The sequence below is a fragment of the Paucibacter sp. TC2R-5 genome (assembly GCF_025717605.1).
Taxonomy (GTDB): domain Bacteria; phylum Pseudomonadota; class Gammaproteobacteria; order Burkholderiales; family Burkholderiaceae_C; genus Paucibacter_A; species Paucibacter_A albus.
This window is the reverse complement of record NZ_JAJIRQ010000002.1, coordinates 192132-209859: the sequence shown is the minus strand read 5'-3', so window position 1 is coordinate 209859 and position 17728 is coordinate 192132. Positions and strand designations below refer to the sequence as shown.

Below are 17728 nucleotides of genomic sequence, written 5' to 3'. Positions count from 1 at the left end.
CCGCAAATATGCGTTCTACAGTGAGAATCAGCAGTTATCGGGGCTGGCAGTGCAAGTTCGAACGGAAGCCGCCGCAAGAAGGTACCTGCTAGTTATCAGTTAATACGAATAATGCAAATAAAGACATGAGATTTACTCTCAATTCTCTGATCGTGAGCGCCGCCCTGGCTTTGAGTGGATGCGCGAGTTATGTGCCTGTACCCAAGGACTACAGCGGTCCGACCGCCGTTCTGAAAGACAGCGGGTTTTCTGAAGATGGTACAAAAGCGCAGATCTTCGCGGCTATGGAAATTGATGGAAATCGACTCGAAAATGCGTTTGGGGCGACTGCAAACGCCAGCCAAGGTCGCGGCATGAGCATTCTGACTGTCTTTCCGGAGCGCAAAGTGAAGGCCGTGCCAAGCAAAATCCAAATTAGGGCCAGCCATGCCACCGGCGCTCCGGTGGCCGCAATTGCCAGCCAAATGGCGGGTACCTTCTTTTCCGTCGAGGGTATCATTGAATTTACGCCGCAAGCGGGTGGTGTATACGTCGTCAAGGGCGAACTAAAGAAAGAAAAGTCTTCAGTCTGGATAGAAGATGCCCAAACCGGCAAGCCGGCTACCGTCATAGTCTCTAAATAGAGTGTTGGCGACTGATCCAATGCTTTTCTCAGGGGCGTTTGATTAGCGATTGGGTGATCAGGATTGCAATACGGCCTGTTAAGGCTTTGTGCGGGTGAGTTTGTAAATTTTATTGAGAAAACAGTGAGTAAAATTTCAGTAAATTCTAATTTCAAAATCCTGCTGCTATTGGCAAGCTTGAGTTTTATTGGTGCTCAGGCTCAGTCGGCTGAGCCTGAAATCACCGTATCAGCGGAACTGCAGGCCCAGCTCAAGGCGCATGCGTCGAATGATATTCCAATGCGGCCATTGGCGGGCTATACCGTGGTCGAAGAAATCGATCATAAAACCAACTTATCCAAAATATACGTGGATTCAGTAGCGCAGTTGCTGCTGCTTGAAAATGGCTTGACAGGTGCTTCATCAAAGACGATTTATCGTTCCGGCGCGGCACAAGGAGTAGGTCGGGGAATGAGTGTTTGTGGATTGATCACTGTCTTGTCTGAATCGCAATCAAGTACGGATACTTCGTCTACCAGCATTTTGCCTATTGGGAAGTTGTTTATTCCATTTGGTATCAAATCGAGCGTTGATTTCGCTAATAGATATCGGCTGACGAAGCTTGAATCGAGTTATCCATCCTTGTGTAATCCCTCGGTTGGACAGGAGTTCAACTATAAGTTTTTATATGAATTGACGATGAAGACTAGCGGTATTTTTGGTGGCACAAAAGTATTTGAGCGAAGTAGTTATGCAAAATGCAAGGTTGGGAATGAAAGTGTCCCAGCGAATAAATTACATGAGTCATTGCAGGGCGAAGCATTGTTGGTAGCCTGCGAAGCGGAAGATCAGGATGGCAAGAAAAACAGTGCGGATTATTTTTTCTTGAAAGACTCAGCTTACTATTTGATGACCAGTCGTGTGGATGACTGGCAGCGTTCGAAACTAAGCTATACGGCAATACCGTACGCAGCAAAGTAGAATATTTCGGCCGCGCGGCGAATATCGAATTGAAGTTTTCAACCGAAGAAGGCGAGCTTGGCTCACGCTGGATGGTTATCAGCGATGGGCAGCTCGCTTCTGCTATGGGCGGGCTTGTTCCCTATGTGCGTGATCAATGGTCAACCCGAATTGACCACCTTGCGGCACGCCGAGGCGGGCAGACCGTGGTTCTTGAGCAGGTCGGCTACGCGGCCTTTGCGGCAAAGATCGCTCAGGGCCGCATCAAAGGCTTGGCGCTCACTGCGTTTGACACGTTGCAATGACAATCCAAAACTGTAGCCAAAGGTCTTAGCTGTGCCGGCGGCTTGCAGGCCGCCGAACCCTTCGCCGCGCATCAGCAACAAGGCCATGCTTTCATTGAGCAAGACCAAACCCTGCTCGCCGTAGCGGCCGGCCAGCAGTTTGCGCAACACGGTCGGGTTGTCGGGCTCCAGGACCGTCTTCACGTCCAGTCCCTGGGTCAGATCGGCCAGCACCAGGCTGGCACCTGAGGGGCCGTACACGCCAACGGTATGACCCCGCAGGGAATTCGGCCCTTGGTAATTGAACTCCTGGCCAGCGCGGGCGAAGAACACATAGCGGGCATCAATCACAGGTGCCGAAATGTAGAAGAGCTTGCGCCGCGCCGGCAAATCTACAAAAGCCAGGATGCCATCGACCTCGCCGCGCTCGGCGGATCGCAGCGCCCGCCGCCAAGGCAGCAACTCGACCCGACACTCGCGTTTGAGCTGCGCGCAGACCTCATGTAAGACTTCCACCATAGGCCCAGCAGCTTGGCCGCCTTGGGCATAGGTATAGGGCGGGAAAGACTCGGTCACAAAGTTCAAGGGCGGAGCAGCGCTCATGGCGCCAAAGCTGATGCTCCAAGCAAGGACTATCGCCAGGCCCAGTCCAGGCTTCTCCCACGTCCGACGAGCCATCTAGATCCTCCAGTGCCGACCCAGTACGCCTTTGTTCTGGCAGCAGCAGCGCCTGCAGCATAGTCGATGGCTGCACAGGGCATTTGCCCGCGCCTCGGCAAGCACTCAAGCCTGCCAAGGTACAAAACGGTTACGAGCCCTGCATGCAATACTTACGCGCGATGGCGCTGTGCGCCTGCAGCTGAGACTGGCCCGCGCTTGGCGATGCGACGGTGCCGTGCATAAATTTTGTTACCAAGGACGCGCTATGAAAGTTGTGATTTTGAAAAATGCCGCCGAGGTGGCTGCTTATGGCGCGCAGATATTCATCAAGACTATTGCGGCCAAGCCTAATGCTGTCTTGGGTCTGGCGACCGGCTCAACGCCACTGGCGCTGTACAAAGAATTGATCGCTGCGCGCAAGGAGAACAAGGTTTCTTTCAGCCAGGTCAGCACCTTCAATCTGGACGAATATCTGGGCCTGGCCGGCACCCATCCGCAAAGCTATCGCTACTTTATGAATCAACAGCTGTTTGACCATATCGATATCGACAAGGCCCGCACAGCCGTGCCGGCCGGCGACGCCGTTAATCCGCTGAAGGCCTGTGCCGCCTATGAAGCGGCGATTGTCGCCAAGGGCGGCGTCGATGTTCAACTGCTGGGCATCGGGCGCAACGGCCATATCGGCTTCAATGAGCCTTCCTCCTCGCTGCGCTCGCGCACCCGCGTCAAAACCTTGACGCGCGCGACCATTGAAGACAACGCGCGTTTTTTTGGCCCCGATGAATTTCAGCCGCATTTGTCGCTGACCATGGGTATTGGCACCATCCTGGAGTCCAAGAAGATCGTGCTGCTGGCCACCGGCGAAAGCAAGGCCGAGGCGATCAAGGCGACGGTGGAAGGCCCTTTGTCTGCAGCCTGCCCGGCCTCGGCGCTGCAATTGCATGAGAATGCGATCGTGATTGTGGATGAGGCGGCCGCCAGCAAGTTGTCGGACGTCGAGTTCTTCAAGCACATCGAAGCCGAGAACCAAAAAATTCTCAACAAGTATTCGGTCTGATCTTCGCTCCGCAACCTGGAGATTTTCGATGACTCAAAGCACCAAAGTTCTGGCCCTGTGCGGCAGCCTGCGCGCCAAATCTTCGAACAAAGGGCTGCTGCGCTTTGCGCAAGCCCATGCGCCCGAGGGCATGAGTATTGAGATTGCCGATTTGTCGGCAATTCCTTTCTACAACGCGGACATCACCGAGGTGCCGGCGGCCGTCACGCAATTGCTGGCGCAGTTTGGCGCTGCCGATGCTTTTATCTTCGGTGGCCCCGAATACAACTATTCGATTTCGCCGGCCTTGAAGAATGCATTGGATTGGGCTTCGCGTGCGCCGAACAACGCCTTGCTAGGCGGCAAAGCGGCCGCCATCATGGGCGCCGGCGGTGGCATGGGCACCTCGCGGGCGCAATACCATTTGCGCCAGGTCTGCGTGTTCATTGACGTGCACCCGCTGAACAAACCCGAGGTTTTCGCCAATGCCTTCGCTGGCCAGTTTGATGCCGATGGCAACCTCACCGACGACAAGATCAAAGACGGCGTCAAGGCGCAGTTGGCCGCACTCGCGGCTTGGTCCCTGCAACTGCGCAAGTAAGTGATTTGTTCTTGAGGCTGGGCCGCAAACTTCGGGCCTTGCGGTTTTTGTGCGGCCTGTCAGACCGATTTGCAGTCTGTCCCTGTTGGCTTGAGTAAGGCGGGCGCCTGGCCTACAGTGCGGCCACACTGGCCAATCGTTGGAATTGGCCTTGTCGCGAATCCAAGGCCAGCCTTATGAACCGTACAAAATCCCGCCGCCGTTTGATCGGCGTTCTGAGCTTTAGCCTTGTTGTGACGCTCGGATTTTTCAGCGCCGTGGGCTCGGCCCAGGCCGCAACGGCGGTCGACCAAGAGGGCTTTAGGCGCATAGGCGGCATCGAGCAATGGGTCACTATCCATGGCCAAGACAGCAGCAAACCGGTGCTGCTCTTTTTGCATGGCGGCCCCGGCAACCCGCTCAGCCCTTTTGCCAAAAACATCTACGGCACATGGAGCCGCGACTTCGTCCTGGTGCAATGGGATCAGCGCGGCGCCGGGCTCAGCTTTGGCAAGAACCCCGCGCAGGCGCAAGAATCACTGACGCTGGAGCGCATGGTGGCCGACGGCATTGAGCTGACGGAGCAGTTGCAGCAGCAACTCGGCCCGCGCAAGGTCTTGCTGATGGGCAGCTCCTGGGGCTCGGTGCTGGGCGTGCACATGGCCAAGCGCCGGCCCGACTTGTTTGCCGCCTATGTGGGCACGGGGCAATTGGTCAGCGCGCAGGCCAATGGCAAGGCGAGCTTCACGCAGACCTTGGCCTTGGCCGAGGCGGCCGGCGATGCTGGCACGGTCGCCGCGTTGAAAGCCATCGGCCCGCCGCCACACCGCGACCCGCGCGCTTTCGGCGTGTTGCGCCGCGCCATCAAGGTTTACGAATCCAAAACTTCCGCGCCCGCTCCCCGCGATTGGTGGCAGGCCGAGGCTCGCTATCAGAGTGCCGAGGCACAGGCGGCCACGGAAGAGGGCGAAGAGTATTCTTTCCTGCAGTTCGTCGGCTTGGCCGGTGACGGCATGTTGTCCAAGATCGATCTGCCAGCGCTGGGCCCCGAGTACCGCGTCCCCATGCATTTCATCCAAGGTGAGCAGGATCTGCTGACGCCGCTCGTCGTCACGCGGGGCTTTGTGGACAGCATCCAGGCCCCCGAAAAATCACTCACCGTCGTGCCCTTGGCCGGCCATGATCCCAACCCCGCGCTGATTGAGGCGCAGCAACGGCTATTGCTGGGTATTGCGCAGCAGAAGTCGTCGATTGCTCAGTGAATGTAGCAAGCGTTTGAGCTCAAATGGCCGCCTTCTAGACACGCCAGAAATCACCAAGCCGCACATGAGAACACTTCTGACTGAACGCCTGCGCATTCGCCGCATGTCGGCCGCCGAAGACGCGGCCTTTATGTTGAGCTTGCTGAATGATCCCAGTTGGCTGCGTTTTATCGGCGACAGAGGCGTGCGTACGCTCGCAGACGCCCAAGCCTATATCGAAAACGGTCCGGTCGAGATGTATGGCCGTTTGGGCTTTGGCTTTTGCATGGTCGAAAGCAAGCACTCGGCAGGACAGCGCTTGGGCATCTGCGGCATTTCGCAGCGCGACTATTTAGACAGTCCCGATCTGGGTTTCGCTTTTTTGCCCGAACATGGCGGCCAGGGCTTTGCCTACGAGGCTGCCGCCGAAGTATTGCGTTATGCGCAGGGTGAGCTGGGCCTCAAATGCGTGCTGGCCACCACGCGGCCGGACAATCTGCGCTCCCAAAAGCTGCTGGAAAAGCTCGGCCTGCAGTTCGAGCGCCTGATGCCGCATCCGGACGGCAGCGAGCGGCAGCTGATGCTTTATGCACTCAGAGCTGCCTAACGTGAGTGACTGAGAGCTGGACCCCTGCTCAGGCCAGTCGTGGCTCAATAGAATGCAGAGCAAGTCCTTCTCACAGGTGTAGCGTTCATGTCCAAAGCAGCGATTTCGATTCGAGTCTTCGGCTTTTACTTGCTGGGTTTGGGGGCGGTCTTGACGGCCTTTCCCAATCTGCTCCTGCGCCTGTTTTTCATCCCGCCGACCGAGGAGGTGTGGATTCGGGTCGTCGGTGTCTTGGTTTTCAATATCGGCGTGTACTACCTTTTTGCCGCCCAGGCAGAAGCCGAGTCGGCCTTTCGGGCCTCGGTGTTGACGCGCGCCTTGGTCTTTCTGGCCTTCTTGGATTTTGCGCTGCTGGGCCTTGCTCCGCCGATGTTGGTGGCCTTTGGCGCGGTCGATCTGGCCGGTGCCATCTGGACTTGGATGGCCCTGAAGCGGCGCGCAGGGCGCTGAGCTAGCCTTGCCAGGGGTCAGGCTCGCCTGCGGTAGTGGCAAAAGCTACCGTCGGTTTCGAATTTTGCTACTTGGGTGATGGCAGTGGCGATGTACGGATCGGATTCGCACAATCCGCTCCGTTCACACAACCAGGGAGCAATCCGATATGAACGCCCTTGCCACAAGCAAATCCTTCTCTTTGAGTGCCGCCGTACTGGCCGCCACACTCGCCTTAACCGCCTGCGGAGACGGCTCTGACCCGGTCGATCCACCGGCGCCGGCGCCCACGCAAATCAATGCAGCCAATATGGTCGATGTAGCGGCACTTGCCGGCTACGAGCGCGCGCAGAGCCAATTGGTGGCCAATGGCTACCGCCTGTTGCCGCTTTGGTTCTCGACCGGACAGAACGGCAGCGCCAGCAGCAACTGCTCAAGCACCGGCTCGGTGAACTACAGCCAGACCGGCAGTGACTTCAGCCTCAGCGCCAGCGCTTGCAAGCATGCCTATGTGGGCAAGGACTATTTGCTCAGCTCGGGTACGGTCAGCACAGCCAAGGTCGCCAGTGCCGCCGGCAATGACTATGACTTGAGCTACAAGGACTGGGTTTCGTCGCTGCACAACCCCTTGGAAGGTGCCGCGCTGGACACCATCTCCCTCACCGGCAAGGTGGCTGAGCGCAGCACCGGCACAAACATGCTGAGCCGCACGGCCGACTACATTGCCAGCAAGAACGGTCAGCAGATCAGCGTCACCTTTGTTGACAATGTCGAGAACCGCCAGACCCCGCAAGGTTTCGGCGAGGTGCTGGTATCGGCCACCGTGACGATCAAGACCGCCAAATTCGCCCAACCCCTGAAGATCAGCGTCTACAGCGATGCGCGGGCCGATACGATCACCGCGGCCGATGGCTCTGTGCTCAGTGTGTCGGAGTTGGGCAACAATGTGCTGTTGGAACTGCGGCCGACCGGCGCCGGCACACCCAGCGCGAGCCGGACCGTCACGCCGGCCGAGCTGAAGGCGGCGATGAACAAGGTCTTCTGAGCACGCCGCGAGCTGCTGCCTTCGCTGATTGGGTTTGATTGTGCTGGGTTGGGAGCTGATAATCAGCGCTCAACTCAGGAGTTGGCCCCATGGCAGGACCCGCCCGCGCCGGTGCGCTCATTTACGCCCACAGCCTGGACAAGCTCTCGGCCTTCTATCAGCAAGTGCTGGGCATGCGCTTGCTGCATACAAGCACCGAACTTCATGTGATGGTTTCGGCTGACTTTCAGCTGCTCATCCATGCCTTGCCCGCCTCGGTTGCGGCGAGTTTCAGCATTGCTGTGCCGCCCGTGCAGCGAGAGGATCAGGCGATTAAGCTCTTCTTCAGTGTGGACAGCCTGGCAGCAGCGGCCGAGCGGGCGCGTGCGCTGGGCGGCGGCCTGTTCGGCCCGGTCTATGCGGGGCCGGGCTTTCAGATGCGCAATGCTTACGATCTGGAAGGCAATGTGCTGCAACTGCGGGAGTGGCTGGCCTGAGGGCGCTGTGCCCGATCAGAATTGCGTTTGCAGCGACATATTGCTGCTGCGCTTGAGCGGAGATGAGTTTGCATTGATGCCTTGCAGAATCACTGCGATGCCGGCACAGCATGGCGCCAGCTACCCTTCTTTGGCTAATTTGAAGGGGCTGCCGGTCGACGAGTTGAAGATCGACAAGAGCTTTGTGCTGGCGATGGAAGCCGATTTGGGCGACGCACGAATGGTGCGCTCAACCGTCGAGCTAGCCCAGAAGATTTGCCCGACGGTGCAGGCCAACCCGACCCTGGCGCTCGCTCAGGCCTTCTTGCCCGGGGCCTTCAGCAAGCTCTCGCAGGTAGCGCGCTGCTTGTCAGCCGTGTCGACCTTGGTGCAGATGCCGTCTAACTGCGTTTTCAGGCGGGCGATGCTCGCGTCATGCTTGCCGTCGGCGTTCCACTTGACCAATGAGCTGCCGACCTTTTGCAGAGAGCGGGCGCTGCGCTCGTAGAAAGATCCCTTGTCCTGCGCGGCCTCGCTTAACAATTGCGCGGCGGTTTTCTCGATGCGGGCGGTGTCTTGCGGCGCCAGTTCGGTCAGCGCGGCCACATAGCCCGACCCCCATTGCAAGCGAGTGGCCGGGCCTTCGCTCTTGTTGAAACTCTCTTCGTACCAGCGTAGCGCCTCGTCTTTGCGGCCCTGCTTTTTGGCATTGCCGCCGAGCTGGCTCATCAGATAGTAGGGCGAGTGGCTCTTGGCGAGGCTGCTCTTGAGCAAGTCGTCGCTGTCTTTCCACTGGCCGGCCTGGCCCAGCAGATAGGCGGCCGAGCTGATCACCGCTTGGCGTTCGTAGCCGTCAGTGATTTCGCGGTCGGCTTTGGCTGCGGCTTCCTTGACTTCCTTGACCAGGGCCGGGCTGAGTTTGGGGTGCAGCTCGGTCTTGGCCGTGTCCAGGCGAGCCAAGTCCAGGCGGGCGCCCAGCGCACCGAGGCGGTCGGCGCGTGACAAGCCGGTGTCGGCTTCCAGGCGTTTGAGCGCCACTTCGAACTCGCCCAGCAGCTTGGTTCTGGCGGCGCCGGCTTCTGGCGTTAGCGTCTTGACGATGTCGGCCGCGCCGTTGGTCAATACATCCATTTGTGCGCGCGACTCGGCTGGGCTGACCAGCACACCGTGCACCAAGTCCGCCAGCTTGGCGTCGGGCTTCAGCCCCTTGCCTTCATTGCTGGCGCTCAAGGCCTTCAGCCACAGCCGCGTCGTCGTTTCAGCGTCAACCCCCTGGGACGCCGCTGCCAGCTGCGCCAGCAAGGCCGGTAGCTCGGCCGCAGGCACCAGTTGCGACTCGCCCGTTTCCCAGGAATAGAAGCCCAACAAGCGCCATTCATTGGCGCTGAGCTTTTTGCCCGCCTTGGCGTCGGCCAAGACATCACCAACGGGCCGGCCGCCAGCCAGACCCAGCTGCAAGACCTTGATCACCTGCGGCGCATCGATCTCGCCCGGCAGGCGCGTGATTTCGCGGCCATCGGCGCTGAACAAAATCATCGTCGGGTAGCCGCGCACCTTGAAGCGAGTGCCTAGCTTTTGCGCGCCGGGCGAGTCACCGTCGATATGCACCGGCACTATGGCCTGGGTTTGCTCGATGAAGTCTTGCCGGTTGAATAGCGTCGCCTTCAATTGATTGCAAGGTGGGCACCATTTGGCGCCCCAGTAGAGCAGCACTGGCTTCTTCTCGGCGCGGGCCTGGGCGAAGGCCTTTTCAATATCGGCGTCGGCGCTGGCGGCCTGCCAGGCCACACCGGGGCTGGTGGCGGCAGCCGCCGCGTGAACGGTGGGTGCTTGGCAGAACAGGGCAGCCAGGCTGAGAGCTGCGGCGGCGGTGGCCGTGCGGGGCGTCGACAAATAGAGCTTCATGCGCGTGTCCAGGCGACCCGGGTCGGGCGGCCATTTGAAAAAGAGTGGTGGCGGCATTGTGCGGCCTGGCAGGGCCGCTCGATATACGGAGAACAACTGAGCTTATGAAGAGGCACAGCGATGGGCGAAAGTCCGGCCACGATGCGCACCATTGCCCTGCCACGCTTGTAGCTCAAGCAACGAAGGTTTAGCCGAGCCTGGGCTTCGACTTGACCCAAGACAAACTCCTATGTTCTAGGGGGGGGCGTCTACGCTTGGCGTACCTATGATCGCTCCGCCGAACTTTTTTCTGCTGTGTGGCGCAGCGTTTTGAAAGGAAACAGTATGTCTCGACGGTTCAAGGTTCAAATCATCACGGTCGCTGCGTTGCTGGTGCTTGGCGCCAATGCTTCGGCGCAAGTGGCGCGCGTCAGCAACAATGTGTGGGGAGAGTATTTCGCCAATACCAGCCTTGATATTTCGATTGGTGGCAATCCCCTGCCGACGTACAACAGCACGCAGTGGTTTTACTCCGGCGGTGATGGCAACAGCGGGACTTCCACAGCCGCTGTGCCGGCGCCGGCGGTGATCAGCCAGAGCCGTTATGGCAGTGACATCACCAGCCCATGGACGGTGCAAATTGATGCCCGTGCAGGCACGACCTGGGGGGCCAATCACACTTACGCGTCGATCTCTGGCTTCGATCAAACCAGCACTTCCTCTTCCACCACACTTTGCCCCACCATCCCGGGCACAGGCAACTGCATTCCTGGCGCGCCTGAGCAGACCCAAACGTTCTCGTCCTACAACAGCGCCTACGCCAACTCGCAGTCGCGCTGGGAGGAAATTTATCAAACGGCCGGTGGCGCCGGCGCCTTGACCATGGGCTACAACATCCATGCCTCGCTGGGCGCGAGCACCAGTGGCAGCGGCGCGCCATATGGCACCTCAACCTTCTATTGGCATGAGCGGGACTTCGGCAACAACACCGTCGCCCAGTTTTATGGCGGCTATGACGCCGGCAGTGACAGCTGGTGGGCGCAAACATTTTCGAATGACGCGTCCAGCAGTTTGTTCGGTTGGCACACTTACTTGGGCACCGGCTCGTTGACCGTGGGCGGCGCAGCTGGCATGACTTTGGTTTCCTCGGATGGCGTCAGCTTCTCCGGTGAAATCAGCGGCAACCGAGCTTTCGCTACCGGCGAGATCGTCTACGTCGATTCTTTTGCGCAGTCTTGGGTTTCGGGCAATGGCATATCCGATGCCGAGAACACTGTCATGCTGACCAAGGTTGTAGTGCCGACCGGCATCCGGATTCTGGCGCAATCCGGTGCCGACTATGGCGGGGTGGTGACCGGCGGCGGTGGCTTGTGCACGACGTCGTCCTGCATGGGCGGTGGTGGGGGCGGAACACCGCCGATACCCGAGCCAGAAACCTACGCGATGCTGCTCAGCGGTTTGTTTGTGATCGGCTTTGTGACACGCCGCCGCCGGCAAGACTGATTGATGCAGTGAATGTGCCCGCCAACGCTGCTGGCGGGCGATGGAGTGATTGAAAAGCGCCGCCTTTTGGGCGGCGCGCTCATTTCTAAAACCATCGGGCGACGGGCCTTGAGCGGCCCTCACGCCATGATGTTCGCCCCACCATCGATATAGCTGGTGTTGCCCGAGATATGGCGCGCATAGCGGGTGGCCATATAGGCGCAGGCGTAGCCGACGTCCATGATGTCTATCAGCTCGCCCAGTGGCGCGCGCTGCTCTGTGTCGTGCAGCAGCGCCTCAAAGTCCTTCAGCCCCGAGGCCGCACGGGTCTTCAGCGGGCCGGGCGAGATGGCGTGTACGCGGATGCCTTGGTGGCCCAACTCATAGGCCAGGTAGCGGCAAGCGGCCTCCAGCGCGGCTTTGACCGGGCCCATCACGTTGTAGTTCGGCACGACCTTGTTGGCGCCGTGATAGCTCATCGCAAACAGAGTGCCGCCCTCGGTCATCAAGGGCGCGGCCAGCTTGGCCATGCGGATGAAGGAGTGGCAGGAGACATCCATCGCCTTGCCGAAGCCCTCGGCCGAGCAGTTCAGTAGGCCGCCTTGCAGATCGTCTTTGGGTGCAAAGGCGATTGAATGCAGGACGATGTCGAGCTGGCCCCAGCGCGCATCGATCTGCTCAAAAACGGCCTCCAGCTGGCCCGGCTGGGTGACGTCCAGTGGCAAACACAGCGGCGCTTCGATGGCGCGCGCCAAGGGCTCGACATGGGGGCGAGCCTTTTCGTTCAAAAAGGTCACGGCGACTTCGGCGCCCAGTTCCTTAAAGGCTTGGGCACAACCCCAGGCAATCGAAGCATCATTGGCGATGCCCACCACCAAGGCCTTTTTGCCGGCCAATGGTTGGTTGATGCCGGCGTGTTCATGCGTGCTGTTGTTCATGGCGGGTGCCTTCCTCTTGTTGGCTGAGCAGCGCCAGACAGTGGCGCGCGATGGTGAGCTCTTCGTTGGTCGGGATGACCCAGGCAGCGCAGCGGCTGCCTGTTGTGCTGATGCGCGGGCCGCCGGCCAGATTGGCGGCCTCATCCAGCTCGACGCCCAGCCAGGCGGCGGCGCGGCAGATGGCTGCGCGTACCGGTGCACTGTGCTCGCCGATGCCGGCGGTGAAGACGATGGCGTCCAGCCCGCCCAGTGCGGCGGCCAGCGAGCCTAACTCGCGGCCTATGCGGTAAACAAAAAGCTCGATGGCTTCGATCGCGCGCGGGTCTTGGCTTTCGCTCAAGGCGCGCATATCGCTGGAAATGCCGGATACGCCCAGCAAGCCCGACTCCTTGTACAGCAGGCGCTCCACCGCGCGCGCATCCATCTTCAGCTCGTCCATCAGATAGAGCAGCACGCCGGGGTCCAGGCTGCCGCAGCGGCTGCCCATCACCAGGCCGTCCACGGCAGTGAAGCCCATAGAGCTGGCAACACTCTTGCAGGCTTGCATCGCGCACATGCTCGCGCCATTGCCCAGATGCAGCACGACGGTCCTGCCGGCGGCCGCTTGCGCGTCATAGTCGGGCAGCGCGCGTGCAATGTACTCATAGCTCAGGCCGTGGAAGCCATAACGCCGCACTCCCTTGGCCGTGATCGTGGGCGGCAGCGCAAAAGCTTGCGATACGGCAGGCGCCGTGCGGTGAAAGGCGGTGTCGAAGCAGGCCACTTGGGGCAGGCCCGGCAGGCGCTGCGCAATCAAGCGAATCGCCAGCAAATTGTGTGGCTGATGCAGCGGCGCCAGCGGCACCAGGGACTGCAAATAACTGAGCAGTTCAGTGGTGACGAGCTCGGGCGCCGAATGGCTGAGGCCGCCATGCACGACCCGGTGACCGACGCCGATCAAACGCATGCCGCCACCGTTGTGCTCGCGCAGCCACTCGGTCAGGAAGTCGATCGCGCCGCTATGCCCCAAGGGGCCAGGTGCAGGTGCTGGCGCGGGGCCGGGCCAGCGCTGCTCGCCGAGCAATTCGCCACGTGAATTCTTGGCCCAAAAATGCGCGGCCGCCCCCAGCTCCTCGATGCCGCCGCTGGCCAGCAGATGCAGTTGTTCGTCAGCATCGACCCGGTAGACGCTGAACTTCAGGCTCGACGAGCCGGCATTCAGCACCAGCAGTGCATCGTGGCTGCTGCCGTGCGGCAGGCTCATGGCGCGACCTTCACGGGCAAGCCGGGCAGGCTTTGTTGTGTTTGTTGAGCCTGCAGCGCCTTGTTGTGCCGCGCCAGCAGCACCGCCACCGCGCAGGAGGCCAGCCGAGTCAGCAGGGAGTCGGCGCGGCTGGTCAGGATGATGGGCACGCGGGCGCCCAGCACGATGCCGGCGGCGTCAGATTCGGCCAGAAAGGACAGGCTTTTAGCCAACATATTGCCGGCGTCCAGATTGGGCACGACCAGGATGTCGGCATTGCCGGCGACCGGGCCGCCGATCTTCTTGATGGCGGCGGCCTCGGGGCTGATCGCGTTGTCCAGCGCCAGGGGGCCGTCAAGCAGGCCGCCGGTGATTTGGCCGCGATCGGCCATCTTGCACAGGGCAGCCGCTTCGATGGTGGAAGGCACGTTCGGGTTGACGGTTTCCATCGCCGACAGAATCGCCACCTTGGGGCAGGCAATGCCCAGGGCATGGGCCAGCTCGATCGCGTTCTGCACGATATGAACCTTGTCCTGCAAGCTGGGCGCGATATTGATGGCCGCATCGGTGATGAACAAGGCGCTGGCGTGGCGCGGCACATCCATGACGAAGCAATGGCTGATGCGCCGCTCGGTGCGCAGGCCGCTGTCGCGTTTGACCACTGCGGCCATCAGCTCGTCGGTATGCAAGCTGCCCTTCATCAGCAGCTCGGCGCGGCCGTCGCGCAACAAGGCCACGGCCAACTCGGCGGACGCGTGGCTGAACGGTGCGTCGACGATGTCGTAAGGCGAGATGTCCAGATCGGCGGCGCGTGCAGCCGCTTCGATGCGATCGCGTGGCCCGACCAGGATGGGCGTGATCAGCCCGAGCTTGGCTGCGTCGATGGCGCCGGCCAAAGAAGCGGCGTCAACCGGATGGACCACGGCCGTCAGGGCCGGCGGGAGGTCTTTGACGGCTGCAATCAGGCGTTCGTATTTTTCGCCCGGCTTGAGTTCACTCATGTGCTGCTGCTCCTGTGTTTGGCGTGGGTTCGGTCGCGCTCACAGCCTCTGCTGATGCGCTTGAAGCCTCGACGACCGGCTGCAAGTGCAAGGCTTGCTCCAGCTGCGCCAAGCGCTTCGCATGGGCCTCGCTGAGCGGTCCTTGGGCGCGGGCAATCTTGCGCACCAAGGCAAATGCGCTGTGCGCCTGCGCGGGGTCGGGCAGCATCTGCGGCAGCGCCGCGATGGCACGGCTGCGGTCGAGCAGCAAGGCGCGGTGCTGGGTTTTAGCCGAGCGTTTCAGATCGGCCAGCGTCAGCGAGGTCTCGCCGGCGGCATGGGCTTCTTGCAAGAGCAGCTGCATCATGCGCAGCGGGCGCTCGTCCAGCCCTGAGCCGTCCGAGGCGATATGGATCAACATGCGCATGCCGGCGTCCAGCGCGCTGCCTTGCTCGATGCAGGCCTCATCGGATGCATGCGTGTGGGCGGGAACGGCAGCCCGCTCAGGCGCCTGCTCTGCTTGCGGCAGGGCTGCGCTCAGCAGCGGCGAGTTGTAGATGCTCAGGAACAACTGCTCCTGCACGGCGTCGCGTGCGTCGCGGTAGCTGTTGAGCGTCTGCTCGATCCAGGCCGAGCCAGCTTGTTCGGCCAGCACAAAGGGGTTGTCCGGGGCGACCGGACGGCGCTGCTGGCGCACGGCCTCAGCGACCGCCTTGACCGGCCACAGTGCCGGGTTCTTGTCCGACACCAGCCAGCGCTCCATGCGCGCCGGGTTGAGCTTGCGGGCCAGCTTGGCGCTGGGCTCGTTGGCCACGGCCCGCACCACCGGCGAGAGGAATTTGTCGTAATTGGCCTGGTTGATTTCGGCCACGCGGCGTGCCACGTCAAAGGCCTGCTCATCTTCGCGGCCATCGTCCAGCGCCAGAATGTCGCTGACCTCGCGCGGGTGAAAGGTCGACAAATAGCGCCCGTCGGTCAGCTCCAGATGGCTCATCTCCGGCGCCGTGTCTTCGATGGTCATTTCATACAAGCCCGGCGGCAACATATCGATCAGATCCAGCGCGGCGGCGATCTCGGTCGTTTCTTTTTTGGCCACGCCGGCGGACACAAAGATGCCGAGATGGCCGACCTTCTCATGCAAGCAGTAGACGATGGTCTGCTCGTGGGCGCGGATCTCGCTGGTATCGGCGTAGAGGTCGGCAATCCAGTTCAGCGCCTGCTGCGGCGGCGTGATGTTGTCGCCCCAGGAGGCGAACACGATGATGGGCGCGCGGATTTTGCGCAGGTCGATTTGCACCGCGCCATCGGCCGTCTGCACGCCGCCGCGCGCGAGCCGGTTGCCGACGAACAGGTTCTGCACGATCCAGTCCATCTCGGCCTTGTTCATCAGGTAATGCCCACCCCACCAGCGCTCGAAGTCCAGAAAGCGCTCGCGCTCGGTGTCGACCTGCGCATACAAGTTGTAGAGCTTGCTCCAGTAGGTGTTGGCCGGGTTGAGTTTTTCGAAGTTGCTGACGAGATGCGCACCATCGAACTTGCCGTTGCCGAGGTCGCCCGTCAAGGAGGCCAGCCAAGAGCCGCCCATCAGCCCGCCGGAGTAACGCATGGGATGCTTGCCCTCGACGCCGGCCCAGTAGGACACCGGCGCGCCGGCCAACAGAATCGGCCCGACGGACTCCGGCTGTGCGGCGGCCAGCAGCATCAAGGCCCAGCCGCCCTGGCAGTTGCCAATCACAAAGGGCTTGCCTTCGGCCCCTGGGTGCAGCTCGCCTACATGCTGCAGAAACTTCAGCTCGGCACGCGCCACTGCCTCAATGGTCTGGCCCGGCATGGGCTCGGGGAAGAAGCTGAAGAAGTAGCAGGGGTGGCCCGCCTGCAGGGCTATGCCGATCTCACTGTCGGGCTTGAAGCCGCCGATGCCGGGGCCATGGCCGGCGCGCGGGTCGATGACAACAAATGGCCGCTTGGCGGGATCAGTCGGGTGTTCGGCCGGCGGCGTGATGCGCACCAACGCGTAGTTGGCCGGCAGCTCGAAGTCGCGCGCGTCCAGGATGGTTTCAAAGTCGAACACCAGCACCGGCGGCTTGCCCGACTTGGCATGCTGGGCGTAGACATTGCCGCGTTCGCGCAGCACGTCCAGCGTCAGCACCGAGCGCTGCCATGCGTCAATCCAATAAGTTAGCGCGTGCTTCGCAGGCAGGTTCTCGACCCAGCTCGGGCCCGTGGCGGCGAAAAAATTCTGATTGAACATCGGTATTCCAGTCATGCAGCCAGCCAGAAAAAGAAGCGGTGGCCACGCTATTGTGCAGCGCAGCAAAATGAATTCTGCAATTTTTTTGTTGCGCCCATATGTCTGTCGGGCGGACGGTCGATCGGCCCAGCCCCGGCCAAAAGTCTCGTCAAGCGCTACCGTCGGCGCCGGCAAATGCGACCTGCAAGAGGGCGCTAGGGCCGGCATGACGGCCGGCCTAGGATGGCGCCACAGTCAGTTGCTTGGCCCAGCCAAAGAACATTCACCATGAAGACAACCGCACGCTTTTCCGGCCCCATCCTATGGATTGGCCTTGTCGCGCCCCTGCTGTTGAGCGCCTGCGGCACCGTGGCCCCGATCGCCGTCAACGCACCGCGAGGGTTTGACGGGCATAGCGAGGCCTGGGCGGCGAGCCAGCGCCAAGCGGGCAGCGGCTTGTTCACCAATGAATCTTTCGACCTGGGCCCTTATCGCGTGGCCGAGGTCCGACGCGATCTGGCGAGCAGCCAAAGCAGCCTGAGCCTGGGACCCTTGAGCTGGGGTAAAACGGCGGACGGCTTTTCCTTCCAGCTGCAAGGCCCGCAGGAGCGGGTGCAGGGTCGCTGCGAGCGCAGGGAAGGCGAAACCCGGCTGCCGGTGTGGGGCAATCAGATCCCGCTGCAGGCGAGCTTTGGGCTGAAATGCGATTGCCAAGGCCCGCAAACCCATGCGCAGCTGGAGCTGGCGAGCGCCTCCAGCTGGCAGATCGAGGATGCTTGGTTGCCCGAGCGGGTTCAGCTCAGGGTCAATGGACAGAGCCTCACCGGCCGGCCTTTTGACCTGATGGGTGACACCTCTGAGGACGGACGCGCCTTTGTCGGCTTCCGTTTCGACTCAGCGGGCGGGCCGGCGGCGGCGGTGGGGCTTTTCTCTCCAGGCCAAGTCTGGCTGCACGACAACTTGCCGGCCTCGCAAAGAGCAGCGGTGAGCTGCGCGCTGGCGGGCCTGCTCTTGCACGCAGGCTCATGAAAGGTCTGGGTTTTGACATGCCGGGGGGCGCATTTCGATACTTCTGGCGTGGGCTTGGCCTGAA

17 protein-coding genes are annotated in these 17728 nt (G+C 61.1%); 11 read left to right on the top strand and 6 right to left on the bottom strand.

Annotation, left to right across the window (positions count from 1 at the left end; translation table 11 throughout):
* The first annotated feature begins 125 nt into the window (after positions 1-125).
* Together LNV08_RS04605 and LNV08_RS04600 are read left to right on the top strand one after the other, a co-directional pair.
* Positions 126-623 carry a hypothetical protein gene (locus LNV08_RS04605; RefSeq protein ID WP_263532494.1) on the top strand — a complete coding sequence of 166 codons (498 nt, stop codon included), beginning with the start codon at positions 126-128 and terminating at the stop codon, positions 621-623.
* A gap of 123 nt (positions 624-746) precedes the next feature.
* Positions 747-1583 (top strand): hypothetical protein, encoded by an 837-nt coding sequence (locus LNV08_RS04600; RefSeq protein ID WP_263532493.1) that lies wholly within the window; start codon positions 747-749, stop codon positions 1581-1583.
* A gap of 140 nt (positions 1584-1723) precedes the next feature.
* On the opposite strand, the gene LNV08_RS04595 is transcribed toward LNV08_RS04600, so the two are convergent.
* Complete coding sequence (locus LNV08_RS04595; protein WP_263532492.1) at positions 1724-2524, bottom strand: substrate-binding periplasmic protein; 801 nt, start codon at positions 2522-2524, stop codon at positions 1724-1726.
* Positions 2525-2771: 247 nt separating this feature from the next.
* Between LNV08_RS04595 and nagB the strand changes: the two genes are divergently transcribed.
* From nagB to LNV08_RS04560, 7 genes are all read left to right on the top strand, one after another.
* A complete protein-coding gene (nagB, locus tag LNV08_RS04590; RefSeq protein ID WP_263532491.1) occupies positions 2772-3563 on the top strand; it encodes a glucosamine-6-phosphate deaminase in 792 nt (263 codons plus the stop codon).
* A gap of 28 nt (positions 3564-3591) precedes the next feature.
* Positions 3592-4143 (top strand): NADPH-dependent FMN reductase, encoded by a 552-nt coding sequence (locus tag LNV08_RS04585; RefSeq protein ID WP_263532490.1) that lies wholly within the window; start codon positions 3592-3594, stop codon positions 4141-4143.
* A gap of 176 nt (positions 4144-4319) precedes the next feature.
* The gene (locus tag LNV08_RS04580) at positions 4320-5384 is read left to right on the top strand and encodes an alpha/beta fold hydrolase (RefSeq protein ID WP_263532489.1); all 1065 of its coding nucleotides are present in this window, start codon (positions 4320-4322) and stop codon (positions 5382-5384) included.
* A 64-nt stretch (positions 5385-5448) separates the two neighbouring features.
* Positions 5449-5970, top strand: a complete 522-nt coding sequence (locus LNV08_RS04575; protein WP_263532488.1) for a GNAT family N-acetyltransferase — start codon at positions 5449-5451, stop codon at positions 5968-5970.
* Positions 5971-6057: 87 nt separating this feature from the next.
* Positions 6058-6420 (top strand): hypothetical protein, encoded by a 363-nt coding sequence (locus LNV08_RS04570; protein ID WP_263532487.1) that lies wholly within the window; start codon positions 6058-6060, stop codon positions 6418-6420.
* Between the two features lie 148 nt (positions 6421-6568).
* A complete protein-coding gene (locus LNV08_RS04565; RefSeq protein ID WP_263532486.1) occupies positions 6569-7444 on the top strand; it encodes a hypothetical protein in 876 nt (291 codons plus the stop codon).
* Between the two features lie 89 nt (positions 7445-7533).
* On the top strand, positions 7534-7920 hold the full coding sequence (locus tag LNV08_RS04560) for a VOC family protein (protein WP_263532485.1): 387 nt from the start codon (positions 7534-7536) through the stop codon (positions 7918-7920).
* A gap of 294 nt (positions 7921-8214) precedes the next feature.
* On the opposite strand, the gene LNV08_RS04555 is transcribed toward LNV08_RS04560, so the two are convergent.
* Positions 8215-9804, bottom strand: a complete 1590-nt coding sequence (locus LNV08_RS04555) for a thioredoxin family protein (protein ID WP_263532484.1) — start codon at positions 9802-9804, stop codon at positions 8215-8217.
* 324 nt (positions 9805-10128) lie between these two features.
* On the opposite strand from LNV08_RS04555, the gene LNV08_RS04550 reads away from it, so the two are divergent.
* On the top strand, positions 10129-11286 hold the full coding sequence (locus tag LNV08_RS04550) for a PEP-CTERM sorting domain-containing protein (RefSeq protein WP_263532483.1): 1158 nt from the start codon (positions 10129-10131) through the stop codon (positions 11284-11286).
* Between the two features lie 119 nt (positions 11287-11405).
* Here the strand turns inward: LNV08_RS04550 and fabI are convergent, their stop codons facing one another.
* The 4 genes from fabI to LNV08_RS04530 are packed head-to-tail and all read right to left on the bottom strand — an operon-like array spanning position 11406 to position 16656.
* Entirely contained in the window at positions 11406-12203 is a 798-nt protein-coding gene (gene fabI, locus LNV08_RS04545) for an enoyl-ACP reductase FabI (protein ID WP_263532482.1), read from the bottom strand.
* The gene (locus tag LNV08_RS04540) at positions 12184-13446 is read right to left on the bottom strand and encodes an acetate/propionate family kinase (protein WP_263532481.1); all 1263 of its coding nucleotides are present in this window, start codon (positions 13444-13446) and stop codon (positions 12184-12186) included. The genes fabI and LNV08_RS04540 overlap by 20 nt, the downstream gene beginning before the upstream one ends.
* A complete protein-coding gene (locus LNV08_RS04535) occupies positions 13443-14426 on the bottom strand; it encodes a phosphate acetyltransferase (protein WP_263532480.1) in 984 nt (327 codons plus the stop codon). The genes LNV08_RS04540 and LNV08_RS04535 overlap by 4 nt, the downstream gene beginning before the upstream one ends.
* Positions 14419-16656, bottom strand: coding sequence for a DUF3141 domain-containing protein (locus tag LNV08_RS04530; protein WP_263532479.1), 2238 nt, complete (start codon positions 16654-16656; stop codon positions 14419-14421). The genes LNV08_RS04535 and LNV08_RS04530 overlap by 8 nt, the downstream gene beginning before the upstream one ends.
* A gap of 267 nt (positions 16657-16923) precedes the next feature.
* On the opposite strand from LNV08_RS04530, the gene LNV08_RS04525 reads away from it, so the two are divergent.
* Entirely contained in the window at positions 16924-17664 is a 741-nt protein-coding gene (locus LNV08_RS04525; RefSeq protein ID WP_263532478.1) for a hypothetical protein, read from the top strand.
* The last annotated feature ends 64 nt before the right edge of the window (positions 17665-17728 follow it).

Bases quoted from the DNA above. Each gene is read 5' to 3' on its own strand.
- LNV08_RS04570 (WP_263532487.1), top strand. From the start codon at position 6,058: ATGTCCAAAGCAGCGATTTCGATTCGAGTCTTCGGCTTTTACTTGCTG.
- LNV08_RS04535 (WP_263532480.1), bottom strand. From the start codon at position 14,426: ATGAGTGAACTCAAGCCGGGCGAAAAATACGAACGCCTGATTGCAGCC.
- LNV08_RS04550 (WP_263532483.1), top strand. From the start codon at position 10,129: ATGTCTCGACGGTTCAAGGTTCAAATCATCACGGTCGCTGCGTTGCTG.
- LNV08_RS04595 (WP_263532492.1), bottom strand. From the start codon at position 2,524: ATGGCTCGTCGGACGTGGGAGAAGCCTGGACTGGGCCTGGCGATAGTC.
- LNV08_RS04585 (WP_263532490.1), top strand. From the start codon at position 3,592: ATGACTCAAAGCACCAAAGTTCTGGCCCTGTGCGGCAGCCTGCGCGCC.
- LNV08_RS04575 (WP_263532488.1), top strand. From the start codon at position 5,449: ATGAGAACACTTCTGACTGAACGCCTGCGCATTCGCCGCATGTCGGCC.
- LNV08_RS04560 (WP_263532485.1), top strand. From the start codon at position 7,534: ATGGCAGGACCCGCCCGCGCCGGTGCGCTCATTTACGCCCACAGCCTG.
- fabI (WP_263532482.1), bottom strand. From the start codon at position 12,203: ATGAACAACAGCACGCATGAACACGCCGGCATCAACCAACCATTGGCC.
- LNV08_RS04530 (WP_263532479.1), bottom strand. From the start codon at position 16,656: ATGTTCAATCAGAATTTTTTCGCCGCCACGGGCCCGAGCTGGGTCGAG.
- LNV08_RS04525 (WP_263532478.1), top strand. From the start codon at position 16,924: ATGAAGACAACCGCACGCTTTTCCGGCCCCATCCTATGGATTGGCCTT.
- LNV08_RS04555 (WP_263532484.1), bottom strand. From the start codon at position 9,804: ATGAAGCTCTATTTGTCGACGCCCCGCACGGCCACCGCCGCCGCAGCT.
- LNV08_RS04605 (WP_263532494.1), top strand. From the start codon at position 126: ATGAGATTTACTCTCAATTCTCTGATCGTGAGCGCCGCCCTGGCTTTG.
- nagB (WP_263532491.1), top strand. From the start codon at position 2,772: ATGAAAGTTGTGATTTTGAAAAATGCCGCCGAGGTGGCTGCTTATGGC.
- LNV08_RS04565 (WP_263532486.1), top strand. From the start codon at position 6,569: ATGAACGCCCTTGCCACAAGCAAATCCTTCTCTTTGAGTGCCGCCGTA.
- LNV08_RS04540 (WP_263532481.1), bottom strand. From the start codon at position 13,446: ATGAGCCTGCCGCACGGCAGCAGCCACGATGCACTGCTGGTGCTGAAT.
- LNV08_RS04580 (WP_263532489.1), top strand. From the start codon at position 4,320: ATGAACCGTACAAAATCCCGCCGCCGTTTGATCGGCGTTCTGAGCTTT.